Raw genomic sequence first — 15,593 nt, 5'->3', positions numbered from 1 at the left:
GTGGCGGGTTGTTTTGTTTTGTTTGGTACGGCGCACTGACGCCATGCATGCCAGTGGCATAGCAGGCAATGATGCCAGTTACATTACAGATAGCAAAACGATGGGCGGTAGCACAACCGGGGCAACCGGCAGGGCGGGTGTTTCAAACCATACTTGTGTTGCACAAGTGTGGCAGTGTGCAGCCAGGACGGGTACTGGCGGGTATCAGACGGGCTGCCAAAGCCGCGAATTCAAAGGACTTGCGGCCGCGCTGGCGGTATCCGGGCTGCATGGCACGGCGCCATCCGTCTGCCTGGCTTGCCATGACATGAATACAACAGACCCGGCAGCAAGCCGGGTCCGGGTAGGGCAAAGCAGATCGGGCTGAGGGCTCAGGCGGCCTGCAACTGGCGCAAGACCTCGTCGGCGATCTCTTCTGGCGGCGGCGTGATATCGACCACGATCGCGTGTTCCGGCATTTCCAGGATATCGATCTGGCTTTGCAGCAGATGCGGGTCAAAAAAGTGGCCCTTGCGCTGGGCCAGCCGCTGTTGCAGCAACGCGGCGCTGCCGTTGAGCAACACGAAATGGATATCGCGCTCGCCCGGGTAGGCCAGCTTCTCGCGGTAGATTTCCTTGAGCGCAGAGCAGGTGAACACATGGGTGACACCGCGCTGGCGATAGTCCTCAATCGCCGCCCGGATAGAGGCCAGCCATGGCCAGCGATCGTCGTCGGTCAGCGGAATGCCGTTGTGCATTTTCTCGATATTGGCTTTGCTGTGAAACACGTCGGCATCAGAGAAACCGCAATCGAGCTTTCTGGCCAGCAACTGCCCCACGGTGGTTTTGCCGCTGCCCGATACACCCATCAAAATCAGAATCATGTTACTGCTCCGCGAAAATACGCGGCCCGCATCGGCGGCGGGCCGTTTGCTGCAAAAAAGAACCGTCAGGCTACCACTGTGGACAAGGCCAGCGTCAGCAGCAGCGCCACGACCGAGATGATCGTTTCACACACCGACCAGGTCTTGAGCGTTTGTGGCACGGTCATGTTGAAGTATTCCTTCACCAGCCAGAAACCGCCGTCGTTGACGTGAGAGAAAATCAGCGAGCCCGCGCCCGTGGTCAGCACCATCAGTTCAGCATGCGCGCCGGCCGCAGCGGCAATCGGCGCCACAATGCCGCAGGCGGTGGTCATGGCCACGGTGGCAGAACCCGTAGCAAGGCGGATCAGCACCGCGACCATCCAGCCCAGCAGCAAAGGGCTGATATGTGCGCTGGTGGCCATATCCACCACCACTTTGGACACGCCGCTATCCATCAGGATACGACCAAAACCGCCGCCTGCGCCCACCACCAGCGTAATGGTGGCGGTCGGGGCCAGACACTCGTTGCTGAACTTCAGGATGGTGTCGCGATTGAAACCACGGGCCAGACCCAGCGTCCAGAAGCTGACGAGAGTGGCGATCAACAGCGCCATGACCGAGTTGCCGATCAGTTTCAGGATGTTGTTACCCAGTGTGCCATTGGCAAAGAACACATCGGCCCAGCTACCCAGCAGCATCAGCACAACGGGCAGCAAGATGGTGCCCAGCGTTACGCCAAAGCTGGGCAGATCGCGCTCTTTTTCTTGCGCGAACTGCTTCATCATCGGGTTTTCGCCATCCAGCTTGACGAACTTGCTGATCTGTTTGGCAAACACCGGGCCGGCCAGCAGGGCCGTCGGGATGCCAACGATCAGCGCGTAAAGAATGGTTTTGCCGATATCGGCGTGATAAGCCGTCACCGCCAGCAGCGCCGCCGGGTGCGGCGGGATCAGGCCGTGAACCACCGACAGGCCCGCCACCATGGAGATCCCCACCAGCACCATGGAGGTATTGGTGCGTCTGGCAACGTTGAACGCAATCGGGATCAGCAGCACAAAGCCGACTTCAAAGAACACCGGCAGGCCGACAATCAGGCCGATGGTGACCATGGCCCAGTGCACGTTTTTCTCGCCAAACCAGTCTATCAGCGTACGGGCAATGCGCTCCGCCCCGCCTGATTCGGCCATCATCTTGCCCAGCATGGTGCCCAGCGCAATCACCAGTGCAATATGCCCCAGCGTGTTGCCGACGCCGGTTTCAAAGGATTTGACGATGGTCGTCATCGGCATGCCTGCCGAGACCGCCAGTACAAAAGACACCACCAGCAGCGTGATGAACGGGTTCATCTTGAAGCGCGCGATCAATACGATCAGCGCGATAATCGCCACCAGGGCGTAGATCAGCAGCATGCTTCCCTGCACCATTTTCGAGTCGACTCCTGTTTCGCCTTGTGATGCGACCAACGCGCCGGCAGTGACGCCGTTTTGTCAGTCGCAGTTAAAAGCTTTGTAGTTAGGTCCGGACCGTTTTACCGGCGAATTTGTAGCGCACTCCCATACGCCTTCACCGTCTGGCCCATCGCCGCCCCGAAAAAGCGGTTAGGCGATTTCTTTATAACATCATGATTTACGACTTATGTTAACGTTAACATCGACAGTTTTTGTCGTGTATCAGGGAAGAACCGTAGTCGCCCCGACGAACGCTACATCCATCATCGGGGCAAATCCGGGGAGATGACATGTGCCATCCGGCTGATAAGGCGCTAACGATGCATGCCACCCGGCGCGCGGGTGGCATGGCGCGCGCTGGTCAGAAAAAAGTCTGCACGACGTCAATGACGTTGAAGTCGGCATCCAGCACCGGAATATGCCGCCATTTGTCGAACGTCAGGCAAGGGTGGGAGATATCAAACGCGATGAGATCGCCCACTTTCACATCGTCACCCGGCTGGATTTGCAGGTAGGCGTGCTGATCCATCATGCCGGTCAGTTGCCAGTGCGCGGGCACAGCGACGGGCGCTTTGCTGCTGCCGGGGCGGAACAACTGTGCTGGCGTGGGCAGGCCGGCATCAAAGGCGGCATCGCGTTTGCCCAGGGCGATGATGGCTTTCTCTGGTTCCGGAATCGATTGCACGCACGCCCACAACTGCAGCGCCGGTTTCAGGCTGGAGCGCAGTTTGCGCGCAATCGGATTGCGGGTCTGGATCTGCGCCTGGGCGGCCTTGTAAATGCCGACATCATGCGTGAGGTAACAACCTGGCCGCAGTACAACTTCCAGCGGCATGCCGATCTGCGCTTTGCTGAATTCCTCAGCCACCACGTCATACCAGGCTGAACCCGCGCCGGTCAGCACGGCGGGTGTGCGGCGAATCAGCCCGGCCTGGGCCAGTTCATGCGTGACTGCCACGGCGCGTTGCAAGAAGGCGCGGATATCCGCTTCTTCCTTGAGCACGCCTTCATAGACTTCAACGCCAGCCAGCCTGAGGGCATCGGGCCAGCGGGCGACGGCGGCCAGCACCTCGGCCTGCTGCGCGCTGTCACGCACGCCGGTGCGGCCACCGCTGACGCCCAGTTCCAGCAACACTTGCAGCGTCTGGCCGCGGCTGGCAAAGAACGCGCCCAGCAGATCGACGCCGGCGGCCGAATCGACCAGACAGAAATACTCGAAAGCCGGATCACGCAGCAGGTCTGCGATGATTTCCATATTGCGCCGGCCCACCAGCTGGTTGGCCATCAGCACGCGGCGGATGCCGTGTTCGTAGGCCACGCGGGTCTGGTGTGCAGTGGCCAGCGTAATGCCCCAGGCACCGGCTTCAATCTGCCGGGCGAACAGCTTGGGCGCCATGGTGGTCTTGCCGTGCGGAGCCAGCCTGGCGCCGTACTCGGTCACAAATTGCTGCATCCAGGTCAGGTTGTGCTGGATCAGGTCTTCATACAGTACGGCGGCGGGCAGGCTGAGTTCTTCGTCCAGCAGATTCCAGCCCAGCGTGCCCGCTGCGCTGGGGGCGACCGGGTCGGTCAGCGCGCCAACGCCTTTGTTCAGTGGGTCGATCATGCCGGTCTGGTATTTTGTATCAGCCATTTAAATCACCATTTGTCTGGAGTTGTGGCGCCTGTTTGAGGCAAAACGTGTTACTTCTGAATTTGATCTGTTATAAAGTAACAGTCAAGCGCAAACTACATCGCACTGGATCAGCGGCAAACATGGAAGCCTCATTCGACATCGTCACGCGCATTGCAGAACGCATCGACCAGCTCAGCCTGTCCGAGCAGAAGGTCGCGCGCTGGATACTGGCGGATTTGTCAGTGGCCGGGGCGGCCAGCATTGATACGCTGGCACAAGAGGCGGGTGTATCCAAAGCCAGTGTCACCCGCTTCGCCAAAGCGCTGGGGTGTACCGATGTGCGGGAACTCAAGCGCCGGCTGACCCAGGCGGCGGCCATCGGCTCGCGCTTTTTGCAGCCGCGGCCAGACGACGCGCCGGCAGACAGTGCCGATGTGGTCTACCAGGACATCGTCGCCATGCTGCAAGCCAACCGGGCGCTGGTGAACATGGATGTGGTCAAGCGCGCGGCGCAGGCCGTGCGCAAGGCCAATATGGTCTACGCCTTTGGCATGGGCGGCGGTTCTACCGTGGCGGCGGATGAAGCGCGCTTCCGGCTGGTGCGCTTTGGTATTCCGGTCAGCACTTACCAGGACGCTGTCTTGCAGCGCGTTGTGGCGGCCACCATGGACCACCGCGCGGTGGTGCTGGCGTTTTCCGTTACCGGGCAGGTGCCGGAAATGCTGACCAGTGTGCGCATCGCCCGGGAATACGGTGCGCAAATCATCGCCATCACCGCGCTCGGCTCGCCACTGGCCAGGCTGGCAGATCATCTGCTGCCGATCCAGATCATGGAAACCGATTTTGTCTTTAAACCCTCCAGCTCGCGCTACGCCATGTTGATGATGCTGGATATCCTGGCCACGGAAGTCGCCATGCTGGAACACACCCGCGCGCAAGAGTTGTTGCGCCGGATTAAATACGTACTGGATACCGGCCGCGGCGGCGGTGATCGCCAGCCTCTGGGCGACTAAGGCCCCGCGCAGCCCTCACCCCGCCCCCTGGCAGTACGGCCGCAGGCGCGGCCTGAGTAGATTGAAAGGAGCAAGCCCATGTCCCAATGTGATCTGTTAATCCGCAACGCGCGCATTATTGACGGCAGCGGTGCACCGGCCCGGAATGGCGATGTTGCGGTGACGCAAGGCCGCATTGTGGCGATTGGCACGCTGGCAGACTGGGTGTCGGCCGAGGTCATCGACGCCAACGGCAAAGTGCTCAGCCCGGGGTTTATCGACGTGCACACGCATGACGACACCAATGTCATCCGCCAGCCGCAGATGTGGCCCAAGCTCTCGCAAGGCGTGACTACCGTGATTGTCGGCAACTGCGGCATCAGCGCCTCGCCCGTGACGCTCAAGGGTGACCCGCCTGACCCGATGAACCTGCTGGGCACGGCAGAGGCGTTCCGTTACCCCAGCTTTGGCGCCTATGCCGATGCGGTGAACACGGCCAGCCCGTCGGTCAATGTGGCGGCGTTGATCGGCCATACCGCTTTGCGGCAGAACCATATGGATACGCTGGACCGGGCCGCCACGCCCAAAGAAATTGCCGCCATGCGCGCCCAACTGGCCGAAGCGCTGGATTACGGCGCGCTGGGGCTGTCGACCGGTCTGGCCTACGCCAACGCCTTTGCCGCCAGCACCCAGGAAGTGCTGGCGCTGGCCGAGCCGCTGGCCGACGCCGGCGGCATCTACACCACCCATCTGCGCAGCGAATTTGCCGAGATTCTGGACGCCATGGATGAAGCGTTCCAGACCGGCAAACATGCGCGCGTGCCGGTGGTGATCTCGCACCTGAAATGCGCCGGTGTCGAGAACTGGGGCCGCACGGTGGATGTCCTCAAGGCGCTGGACGCTGCGCGCAAAGAGCAAGTGGTCGGCTGCGACTGCTATCCCTATACCGCCAGTTCATCGACGCTGGACCTGAAACAAGTCACTGACCAGATCGACATCCTGATCACCTGGTCGACACCGCATCCGGCCATGGGCGGCAAGCTGCTGGCCGAGATCGCCGCAGAGTGGCGCGTACCGCAACTGGAAGCGGCCAAACGCCTGCAACCGGCCGGCGCGGTGTATCACTGCATGAGCGAAGCGGACGTGCGCAACGTGCTCAAACACCCGGCCACTGCCGTGGGCTCGGACGGCCTGCCCAACGACCCCATGCCGCACCCACGGCTGTGGGGCGCCTTCCCGCGTGTGCTGGGCTATTACTGCCGCGAACAGCAACTGTTTGAATTGCCCGAAGCCGTGCACAAGATGACCGGATTGTCGGCTGAGCGCTTTGGCCTGGCCGAACGCGGTTTCATCCGCGAAGGCTACTGGGCCGATCTCGTTTTGTTTGACCCGGAAACCGTACGTGATCTGGCCACCTTTACCGACCCGCAACAAGCGGCCGAAGGTATCGCCGCGGTGTGGGTCAACGGCGTGTTATCCGCCACCAGCAAACAACCCACCGGCCGCCGTGCCGGGCGTTTCCTGCGGCGTGGTCGTGTTGGCAACAAATTGCCCGCAGCCGCGTCTGCGGCCTGAACTGATTTCAACGAACAAGGAGTAACTCATGAGCGACATTACCCGTTACGGCGTTGGCGGTGGCACCGGTACTGGCGGCCAGCATCTGCCCTTTGCCCGCGCTGCCGGCGCGGATGGCTGGCTGTTTGTATCCGGCCAGACGCCAATGGAAAACGGCGAAGTGATTGAGGGCGGCATCGTCGCGCAATCACACAAGACCATCCAGAACCTGATCGCCATCCTGAAAGAAGCCGGCTACGGCACAGAGCACGTGGTGCGCTGTGGTGTCTGGCTGGACGACCCGCGTGACTTCCAGTCTTTCAACAAGGTCTTCAAGGAATACTTCGGCGAAAACCCGCCGGCACGTGCGTGCGTGGTGTCCAGCATGGTGATCGACTGCAAGGTGGAAGTCGATTGCGTGGCATACAAGAAGCCGTGAGGCGGGGCCTGCGGGATGCGAGGTGTGAGGAGTGAGGAGTGAGGAGTGAGGAGTGAGGTGTGCGGTGTGCGGTGTGCGGTGTGCCGCGCGCGGCGTATGAGCCATGTGGCGATGTGCACGTTGGCAAATTGTGCCTGCCTGCGTCGCCCGCAAATCACACTTCCCCTGGCACCACCACTAACTCGTCATTCCTGCGCAGGCAGGAATCCAGCACGCCCACCGCAGGTGGGCTTTTGCTGGCAAGAACATTCAATGGCGGCGCACGCGTTCAGAACTGGATTCCTGGCTGGGCAGGAATCACGCAATGGCAGGATGCCAGGGTGTGGTGTTCTGGCTAGCAGTCCCAACCCATTTTCCCGAGATCCTGAGCCCCCATGCCCACCGTAACCTTTGTCTCTGAAAAGCTGGCCAGCCCGCTCTCGGTCCAGGGCGAGCCGGGCCAGCGTCTGATTGATGTGGTGCGCGATCAGGTCAGCGCCGGCACACTGCCCATGAGCTGGCGTTGCGGGCAGGGCACGTGCGGGGCGTGTCTGGTGCGTCTGCTGCATGAAGGCCAGCCCAGGCCCGTGCAGTTGTCGGGGATTGAACGCAATGTGCTGATCCGCCTAGGGCTGATGGCGCCATCGGCCGCCAAAGAGCAGCCAGACAGCCCGGAATTGCCGCGTCTGGCCTGTCACGTGGCGCTGGAACGCGAGCTTTTCGTATATTTCTGAAAAGCATTAGAAAGTAGTTTAATAGTCTTTGTCGTTAAATAGCTAAATGGCATGATCTGGCTTGTCTTGATAAATAACAAGCCTAAAGGGATCTGCCGCCATGCGTTTCAAGCCGTTGTTGACCTCGCTCGTATTTGCTTTCGCCGCCACTTCTTCGCTGGCCGCCAGCTTTGAATTGCTCAACGTGTCCTACGACCCGACCCGTGAGCTCTACCAGGATTACAACAAGGCCTTTGCCAAGTACTACAAGGCCAAGACCGGCGACGACGTCACCATTCGGCAATCGCACGGCGGCTCTGGCGCGCAATCGCGTTCTGTCCTGGATGGCCTGCAGGCCGATGTGGTGACGCTGGCGCTGGCCTACGACATTGACGTGCTGGCCGACAAGGGCAAGCTGCTGGCGCCGGACTGGCAAAAGAAACTGCCGGATAACGCTACCCCGTATACCTCCACCATCGTGTTCCTCGTCCGCAAGGGCAACCCCAAGCACATCAAGGACTGGACCGACCTGGTCCGCTCTGACGTAAAAGTGATTACCGCCAACCCGAAAACCAGCGGCGGCGCACGCTGGGCTTACCTGGCTGCCTATGGCTGGGCCAAGAAGACCTACGGTTCGGACGACAAGGCCAAAGACTACATCCAGAAGGTGTACAAGAACGTTCCGGTGCTCGATACCGGCGCGCGCGGCTCGACGATCTCTTTCACCCAGCGTGGTCTGGGCGATGTACTGCTGGCCTGGGAAAACGAAGCCGTGCTGTCGCAGAAAGAATTTGGCGCCGACAAGTTTGACATCGTGACGCCGTCGATCTCGATCAAGGCCGAGCCGCCGGTAGCCGTGGTGGACAAGGTGGTCGACAAGAAGGGCACCCGCAAGGTGGCCGAGGAATACCTGAAGTACCTGTACAGCAAGGAAGGCCAGGAAATTGCCGCCCGCAATTTCTACCGCCCGATCGACAAGGACGTGTACGCCAAGTACGCCGGCCAGTTCCCCAAAGTACAACTGTTTGATATCGACGATGTGTTTGGTGGCTGGGCCAAGGCACAGCAAACCCACTTCGCTGATGGCGGTGTGTTCGACCAGATTTATAACGCACGCTGAACCGGAAAAGGCTATAAGCAGGGTACGGATGCCGGTCGCGGACCTGGCGTTCGTACGGGCGGGCCGCCCTGCTGCGGCCCTGTCACCAACACGGATGCTGACCAGATTTGAAGCAGGAGTAACACGATGACGCTGCGCCTGGGCGATGTAGCCCCCGATTTCACCCAAGAGTCTTCCGAAGGCCCGATCCATTTCCACGAATGGGCTGGCGAGAAGTGGATTGTCCTGTTCTCTCACCCCGCTGATTTCACCCCGGTTTGCACCACCGAACTGGGCTACACCGCCAAGCTGGCGGACGAATTCAAGAAGCGGAACGTCAAACCGCTGGCCGTGAGCGTGGACCCGCTCGACTCTCATACCAAGTGGATTGAAGACATCAACGAAACGCAAAACACGCGGGTCAATTTCCCCATCATTGCCGATGCGGATAAAAAAGTGGCCACGCTGTACGACATGATTCACCCGAATTCACTGGCCAATGCCACCGTACGCACGGTGTTCATCATTGACCCGGCCAGGAAGATCCGTACCACGCTGACCTATCCGGCCAGCACGGGTCGCAATTTCAATGAAATCCTGCGCGTAATTGATTCGCTGCAACTCACGGACAACTACAAAGTGGCCACGCCGGCCAACTGGCAGGACGGTGATGAAGTGGTGATCGTGCCCTCCTTGCAGGACGAGGCCGAAATCAAGCAACGTTTCCCCAAGGGTTATCGTGCCGTGCGCCCGTATCTGCGCCTGACACCGCAACCGAACAAGTAATCACGGATCACGGTTTTTCACCACGGTCTGACCGCCAGGTCCTGGGGCCTGGCGTTTTTTTTGCCGTAATCCGCGCTGATCCACCGTTTTGCCGCGGTTTGCGGCTGCAACTGCAAGAGCCATGACGCATCCGGAAACCCACCTTCCCGTTCTGCCGTTGCCGGACTTTATCCGGCAAGACTGGCCCGAAGCCAGCTTCAGCATTGATGGCTCGCGGGGGATGGGCGTGCGCGCGCTGGGGCTGGCCCTGACCAGCGTGTTTCAGCCGTTGCTGGATGCCCACGGCAACGTACAAGGTCATGAAGCGCTGCTGCGCGCCTCTGCCCGCGGCAAGCCATTATCGCCCGCTGGTGCCTTCCAGGCCGCTGCCGCGCATGGCCGCCTGATCAGTTTTGACCGGCTGGCGCGCACGCTGCATCTGTACAACTACGCCACGTTTCACAGCGACCAGAAATGCCTGTTCCTGAACGTACACCCCGGCCTGTTGACCGGTGTGGAGCGGCACGGCGTGGTGTTTGAACGCGTGTTGCAAAGCGTGAACTGGCAACCGGCGCAAATTGTGCTGGAAATCGTCGAAGACGAAATCGCGCCGGGCGAACTGAACCGCGTGCGCGATGCCGTGAACAACTATCGCAGCCTGGGCTACCGCATTGCCATTGATGACTTTGGCAGCCGCCACGCCAATCTGGATCGCCTGTGGCAGCTGGAGCCGCACGTGGTCAAGCTGGACCGGGTGCTGATTGCCGAAGCTGCCACCTCGCCACGCCTGCAGCGCGCACTGCCCCGGCTGGTGGCCCTGCTGCACGAATTGGACGCCACCGTTGTGGTGGAAGGCATTGAAACCGCAACCCAGCACAGCATTGCGCGCGATGCCGGCGCCGATCTGCTGCAAGGGTTCTATCTGGGTGAACCACGGGGATAAGCACAATGATGATCGACCCGATTGAACGCTGGCTGGAGGCCGGCAACAGCATTGTGGTGGCGCCAGGCTGGCGCGGCTCTGGCGACGAACACTGGCAGACCCGCTGGTGCGAGCAGTATCCGGAACTGATCCGGGTAGAGCAGCGCGACTGGAACAACCCGCGCGCCGCGGAATGGGTGGCCGGCCTGGAAACCACGCTGGACAAAGCCCCCGGCCGCACCGTGCTGGTGGCGCACAGTCTGGGCTGCGTGACAGTCGGGCACTGGTCCGCACTCACCCGTCGCGCGCATCAGATTGGCGGTGCGCTGCTGGTGGCGCCGGCCGATGTCACCCGCGATGAAGCACCGGACAGCTTTCAGGGCTTCATGCCTTTGCCGGCACGGCCCTTGCCGTTCCCCAGCGTGGTGGTGGCCAGCGACAACGATCCCACTTGCACGCTGGACCGCGCAACGGCGCTGGCGGCGACGTGGGGGAGTGAGCTGGTGCCGCTCTCGGGCGTGGGGCATATCAATGTGGATTCGGGGCATGGGGATTGGCCGGTAGGGGTGAAGTTGTTGCGGCAGCTGGTGAGGAAGTTGGGGCGGATGAATTGAGGTTTTGGGTTTTGGGATTTGGGGTTTGAGGTGGTTGTGGTGATTTGTTGGTGAGAATGGGGTGTTTGAGGCGAGAAGTATTGCTTGGCAGTGCCAGCTGCCTCGTCATTCTGGCGGAGGCCGGAATCCAGTTGGCCGCCGTAGGTGGCCTTTGCTGGCGAGAAACCCTTTGTTAGCGCCTGACGGCGCGGTGGTTTTGATACCCGGGGGTGCCCGGAGCACGGTACTTTTCTTTGGATCGCCAAAGAAAAGTACCCAAAAGAAAGGCGACCCCGGCGACTGCGCTCGCTACGCGAGTTCCCTGTGCTTCTCGCAAGTCGCGGCTGGCTCGCGAGTTCGGCCTTTGGCCTACCGCTTCGCCTTGATCGCCGCGCCTTGCTGCGATGCTCGGCGCAGTCAAGGGGAGGCAAGTCAAAAGCAACAGCAACTGCAACAGCAACTGCAACAGCAACTGCAACAGCAACTGCGACGGCAACTGCGACGGCAACGGCAACGGCAACGGCAACGGCAACGGCCACAGCAGCTGCTGCGCTGGTTTTATCCGCCGCAATTGGCATTGCCAGGGCTGCCCATTGGGGGGCGGAGGTCATCCATTCGGCATAGTCTGGCGTTTGAAACAGGTTAATATACGACCGGTCGGGTCAACGGTTTTTCGAGTGAGTCGTTACATTTGAAATCATAAAGCCGGTATCATCGGGCCCGCCGCCGCGAAGTTCGCACGCAGGATTCAAACCGGCCAGAGAGTGTATGTCTGGCCGTCAACGCGACATGCGTCCACGAGAACCAGGAGACACAATGGAATACCGCAAGCTTGGTCGTACCGATCTGGAAGTCAGCCTGATCGGCCTTGGCACCATGACCTGGGGCGAGCAGAACACTGAAGCGCAGGCGCATGAGCAGATTGATTACGCGCTCACGCAAGGCGTGAATTTTCTTGATGTAGCAGAGATGTACCCGGTGCCGCCCAAGCCGGAAACCCAGGGCCGCACTGAGGAGTACATTGGTACCTGGCTGGCAAAGACTGGCCGTCGCAAAGAGGTGGTGATTGCCACCAAGGCGGCCGGCCCGGTGCGTCAGGCGCATCAGCCCAACCATATCCGTGGTGGTCAGACCAATCACAACCGCGCCAGCTTGTTTGCGGCGGTGGAAGGCAGCCTCAAGCGCCTGCAGACGGATTACATCGATCTGTACCAGTTGCACTGGCCGGATCGCAGCACCAATACCTTCGGGCGCCTGGCGTATCCGTGGGTGGATGGTGAAGAAACCGTGGCGATCGACGAAACGCTGTCGGCCCTGGCCGAACTGGTCAAGAGCGGCAAGGTGCGTCATGTGGGCGTGTCCAACGAAACGCCGTGGGGCGTGGCGCAGTTCCTGGCTGCGGCGGAAAAGCACAACCTGCCGCGCATTGTGTCGATCCAGAACCCGTATTCGCTGGTGAACCGCACGTTTGAAATCGGCCTGTCCGAGTTCAGCCACCGTGAACACGTCGGCCTGCTGGCTTATTCGCCGCTGGCGTTTGGCACGTTGTCGGGCAAGTACCTCAATGGTCAGCGCCCGGCGGATGGCCGTGTCACGCTGTATCAGCGCTTTACCCGCTATACCAAACCGGAAGTGGAAACCGCCATTGCCGGGTATGTCGAGATCGCCCGCAAATACGGGTTGTCCCCGGCCCAGATGGCGCTGGCGTTTGTGAACAGCCGCCCGTTTGTGACCAGCAACCTGATTGGTGCCACCACCATGGCGCAATTGAAAGAGAACATCGAAAGCGTGAACGTGACGCTCGGCGCAGAGATCCTCGCCGAGATTGAAGCCGTTCACGTCAAGCAGCCTAACCCGGCTCCTTGATCGTGTCGGGTTGGGCTTTTGCTGGTGGCGCGTAATGCCCTGCCAGTAAGGACTGACCCGTTGCGAGTTGATGTTGGCCGCAGCCTGTCAACGGCTGCGGCCCACCCAGAGTTTGTATAAACGGAACCGGCGTTTGCCGGTTCCGTTTTCCATTTCCCGGAATACGCCCGCAATGGCCTCATCGCTACTGGCACTGAAACCCTACCGACACTTCCTGGCAAGCCGCCTGGGCTCTTTTCTGGCGTACCAGATGCTGGCCGTGGCCGTGGGCTGGCAGATGTATGACCTGACCCATTCCGCGCTGAACCTGGGGTTTATCGGCATTGCCCAGTTTCTGCCGCAACTGCTGCTGACGCTGGTCGTCGGGCATGTGGCAGACCGCTATGACCGCCGCCGTATTGTCACCTTGTGCCAGGGGCTGGAAGGCACGGTCGCCTTGCTGCTGGCGCTGGGAAGTTTCTTTCATTTGCTCACGCCAGTGCTGTTGTATGTCGGCGCATTCTGCATTGGCGCGGGCCGCGCGTTTGAATCGCCCAGCTTGCAGGCGCTGGTGCCCAGCCTGGTGACCGAGGACGACCTGCCGCGCGCACTGGCGCTGAACTCCAGCGTGATGCAGATCGGCATTATCTCTGGCCCGGCGCTGGGTGGTTTCATTTACGCCATCGGCCCGGACGCGGTGTATGCCACGTGTGCGGTGGCCTGGTTCATTGCCACGGTGGCGGTGGGCACCTTGCCGTTGTTGCGCAAGGTAGAGAACAAACAGCCACCGGCTTCGCTGGCGTTCCTGTTTGCGGGTATTCACTACATCCGCGAGAAAAAGGTGATCCTGGGGGCGATCTCGCTTGATCTGTTTGCCGTGCTGCTGGGCGGCGCGACGGCGTTGTTGCCGATCTACGCCAAAGACATCCTGCATACCGGCCCGTGGGGCATGGGCATGTTGCGCTCGGCCCCGGCGGTGGGCGCGTTGCTGATGTCGGTCTACCTGGCGCACAACCCGCTGCAGCGGCGCGTGGGCAAGATCATGTTTGGCGCGGTGGCGCTGTTTGGGCTGGCGACCATTGTGTTCGGGCTTTCCAGCAACTTCTTTGTGTCGCTGGGCGCGCTGGCGGTGCTGGGGGCGTCGGACATGATCAGCGTGGTGGTGCGCTCGTCGCTGGTGCAACTGGAAACCCCAGACGCCATGCGCGGCCGGGTCAGCGCCGTGAGTTCGATCTTTATCGGCGCATCCAACCAGCTGGGCGAGTTTGAGTCTGGCGTGACGGCCGCGCTGCTGGGGCCGATTCCGGCGGTGGTGATCGGCGGCGTGGGCACGCTGATTGTGGTGGGGCTGTGGATGCGCTGGTTCCCGCAACTGACCCAGCGCGAATCGCTGGTCAGCAAGCCGGCGTAAACAGCAGGGATGGCAGCGGGTTTATTCCGCTGCCACCGCCTTCACTCTGGGATAGATGCGGACCAGCACAATGCGGGGCCCGCGCATTTTCTTGATCACCACGCTGAAGCGATCAAACTCGATACGCTCGCCTTCTTCAGGCACACGGCCGGTTTTCAGTTGCACAAGGCCGCCCACCGTATCAGCACCATCGACATCAATATCAATGCCCAGCGCGCGTTCCAGCGTCACCACCGGCAAGGTGCCCTTGCCGATCAATGAGCCGTCATCCATGGATGTCCAGTCGTCCTGATTCTGGCGGAACTCGTCGCGGATTTCACCGACCATGGCGCTCAGCAGGTTATCCATGGTGATAAAGCCGACAGGGTCTTCGTTGTCGTCGGCCCAGGCCACAATTGCAAAGTGCGGCGAGCCGCTGCGCATGCGTTCCAGCAAGGTACGGGCAGGCAGCGTAGGCAGCACCAGCTCTGCAGTGCGCACCAGCGAATCCAGCGTTTTTTCCAGGCGGCCATGGCGGCTGGCCAGGAAGATGTCTTTAAGGTGGATCACGCCCTTGATCTTGCCGCTGGCATCCAGATAGGGATAACGGCTGTAGCGGTTGCTGGCGATCAGGTCCAGGTTCTCTTCCAGCGTATTGCGGGCGTCCAGCACCACGGCATCGGTGAACGGATGCATCAGGTCGGCCACATCCAGCGACGGGAAATCCAGCGACTGCGCCAGCGTGCGCCATGCCTTGCGTGAAAACCCGGCCTCCGGCTTGCTGCTGCGCATGATCAGCTTGATCTCGTCGGCCGAGTAATCGCCTTCGTGCTCATGCGTCATCGACAAACCCAGTAACCGCAGTACCAGCGCGGCGCTGGCGTTGAGCGCCCAGATGGCCGGATACATCAACCAGTAAAACGCATACAGCGGTGGCGCCGTCCACAGGCCAATGGTGGCGGATTTGCGGATCGCCATGGATTTGGGCGCGAGCTCACCCACCACAATGTGCAGGAACGAGATCGTGAAGAAGGCGACGGCAAAAGACACGCCGCTGATGACTTCGGCGCTGGTCACGCCCACCCAGCCCAGCACGGGCTCGATCAGGTGCGCAAAAGCGGGTTCGCCCACCCAGCCCAGGCCCAGTGATGCAAGCGTGATCCCCAGCTGGCAGGCCGAGAGATAGGCATCCAGATCGGCGTGGGTTTTTTCCAGGATACGGCCGCGCAGACCGTACATGCGGGCCATGGCCTTGACCTGGGTCTGCCGCAGTTTCACAAGGCCGAACTCGGCGGCCACAAAAAAGCCGTTCAGCAAAACCAGTGCGACGGCCAGTACAACCAGCATCAAGCTGCTACTCATTGAGGGGGAGAACAAATGCAAGTGATGTTCAC

General features: G+C 60.9%; 14 protein-coding genes. 10 read left to right on the top strand and 4 right to left on the bottom strand.

What is annotated here, in order from left to right; genetic code table 11:
- Nucleotides 1-371 precede the first annotated feature (371 nt).
- The 3 genes from IEX57_RS18520 to IEX57_RS18510 form a co-directional block, all read right to left on the bottom strand.
- Nucleotides 372-863, bottom strand: coding sequence for a gluconokinase (locus tag IEX57_RS18520; protein WP_188706361.1), 492 nt, complete (start codon nt 861-863; stop codon nt 372-374).
- A 65-nt stretch (nt 864-928) separates the two neighbouring features.
- Nucleotides 929-2,269, bottom strand: a complete 1,341-nt coding sequence (locus tag IEX57_RS18515; protein WP_188706359.1) for a GntT/GntP/DsdX family permease — start codon at nt 2,267-2,269, stop codon at nt 929-931.
- A 385-nt stretch (nt 2,270-2,654) separates the two neighbouring features.
- The gene (locus IEX57_RS18510) at nt 2,655-3,926 is read right to left on the bottom strand and encodes an amino acid deaminase (RefSeq protein WP_188706357.1); all 1,272 of its coding nucleotides are present in this window, start codon (nt 3,924-3,926) and stop codon (nt 2,655-2,657) included.
- Nucleotides 3,927-4,048: 122 nt separating this feature from the next.
- Here IEX57_RS18510 and IEX57_RS18505 point away from each other — a divergent pair, with 122 nt between their 5' ends.
- The 10 genes from IEX57_RS18505 to IEX57_RS18460 all read left to right on the top strand — a co-directional run bounded on the left by IEX57_RS18505 (nt 4,049) and on the right by IEX57_RS18460 (nt 14,220).
- Entirely contained in the window at nt 4,049-4,921 is an 873-nt protein-coding gene (locus tag IEX57_RS18505) for a MurR/RpiR family transcriptional regulator (protein WP_188706355.1), read from the top strand.
- Nucleotides 4,922-4,999: 78 nt separating this feature from the next.
- Nucleotides 5,000-6,475: an N-acyl-D-amino-acid deacylase family protein gene (locus IEX57_RS18500; RefSeq protein WP_188706353.1), complete on the top strand. Its 1,476-nt coding sequence runs from the start codon at nt 5,000-5,002 to the stop codon at nt 6,473-6,475.
- Nucleotides 6,476-6,503: 28 nt separating this feature from the next.
- Nucleotides 6,504-6,893, top strand: a complete 390-nt coding sequence (locus IEX57_RS18495) for a RidA family protein (protein WP_229709101.1) — start codon at nt 6,504-6,506, stop codon at nt 6,891-6,893.
- A 374-nt stretch (nt 6,894-7,267) separates the two neighbouring features.
- Entirely contained in the window at nt 7,268-7,606 is a 339-nt protein-coding gene (locus tag IEX57_RS18490; protein WP_188706351.1) for a 2Fe-2S iron-sulfur cluster-binding protein, read from the top strand.
- A 100-nt stretch (nt 7,607-7,706) separates the two neighbouring features.
- Entirely contained in the window at nt 7,707-8,705 is a 999-nt protein-coding gene (locus IEX57_RS18485) for a sulfate ABC transporter substrate-binding protein (protein WP_188706349.1), read from the top strand.
- A gap of 126 nt (nt 8,706-8,831) precedes the next feature.
- Nucleotides 8,832-9,470, top strand: coding sequence for a peroxiredoxin (locus IEX57_RS18480; RefSeq protein ID WP_188706347.1), 639 nt, complete (start codon nt 8,832-8,834; stop codon nt 9,468-9,470).
- Nucleotides 9,471-9,591: 121 nt separating this feature from the next.
- On the top strand, nt 9,592-10,392 hold the full coding sequence (locus IEX57_RS18475) for an EAL domain-containing protein (protein WP_188706345.1): 801 nt from the start codon (nt 9,592-9,594) through the stop codon (nt 10,390-10,392).
- A gap of 5 nt (nt 10,393-10,397) precedes the next feature.
- On the top strand, nt 10,398-10,985 hold the full coding sequence (locus tag IEX57_RS18470; protein ID WP_188706343.1) for an RBBP9/YdeN family alpha/beta hydrolase: 588 nt from the start codon (nt 10,398-10,400) through the stop codon (nt 10,983-10,985).
- Between the two features lie 795 nt (nt 10,986-11,780).
- On the top strand, nt 11,781-12,830 hold the full coding sequence (locus IEX57_RS18465; RefSeq protein WP_188706341.1) for an NADP(H)-dependent aldo-keto reductase: 1,050 nt from the start codon (nt 11,781-11,783) through the stop codon (nt 12,828-12,830).
- Nucleotides 12,831-13,002: 172 nt separating this feature from the next.
- Nucleotides 13,003-14,220, top strand: coding sequence for an MFS transporter (locus IEX57_RS18460; RefSeq protein ID WP_188706339.1), 1,218 nt, complete (start codon nt 13,003-13,005; stop codon nt 14,218-14,220).
- Between the two features lie 21 nt (nt 14,221-14,241).
- Here the strand turns inward: IEX57_RS18460 and IEX57_RS18455 are convergent, their stop codons facing one another.
- On the bottom strand, nt 14,242-15,546 hold the full coding sequence (locus IEX57_RS18455) for a hemolysin family protein (protein WP_229709111.1): 1,305 nt from the start codon (nt 15,544-15,546) through the stop codon (nt 14,242-14,244).
- Nucleotides 15,547-15,593 lie beyond the last annotated feature (47 nt).

Origin of the sequence: Silvimonas iriomotensis (assembly GCF_014645535.1) — a bacterium.
In the GTDB taxonomy this organism is placed as follows: domain Bacteria; phylum Pseudomonadota; class Gammaproteobacteria; order Burkholderiales; family Chitinibacteraceae; genus Silvimonas; species Silvimonas iriomotensis.
Note: the sequence above shows the minus strand (reverse complement) of the source record. Positions and strands in the feature narration are given on the sequence as shown.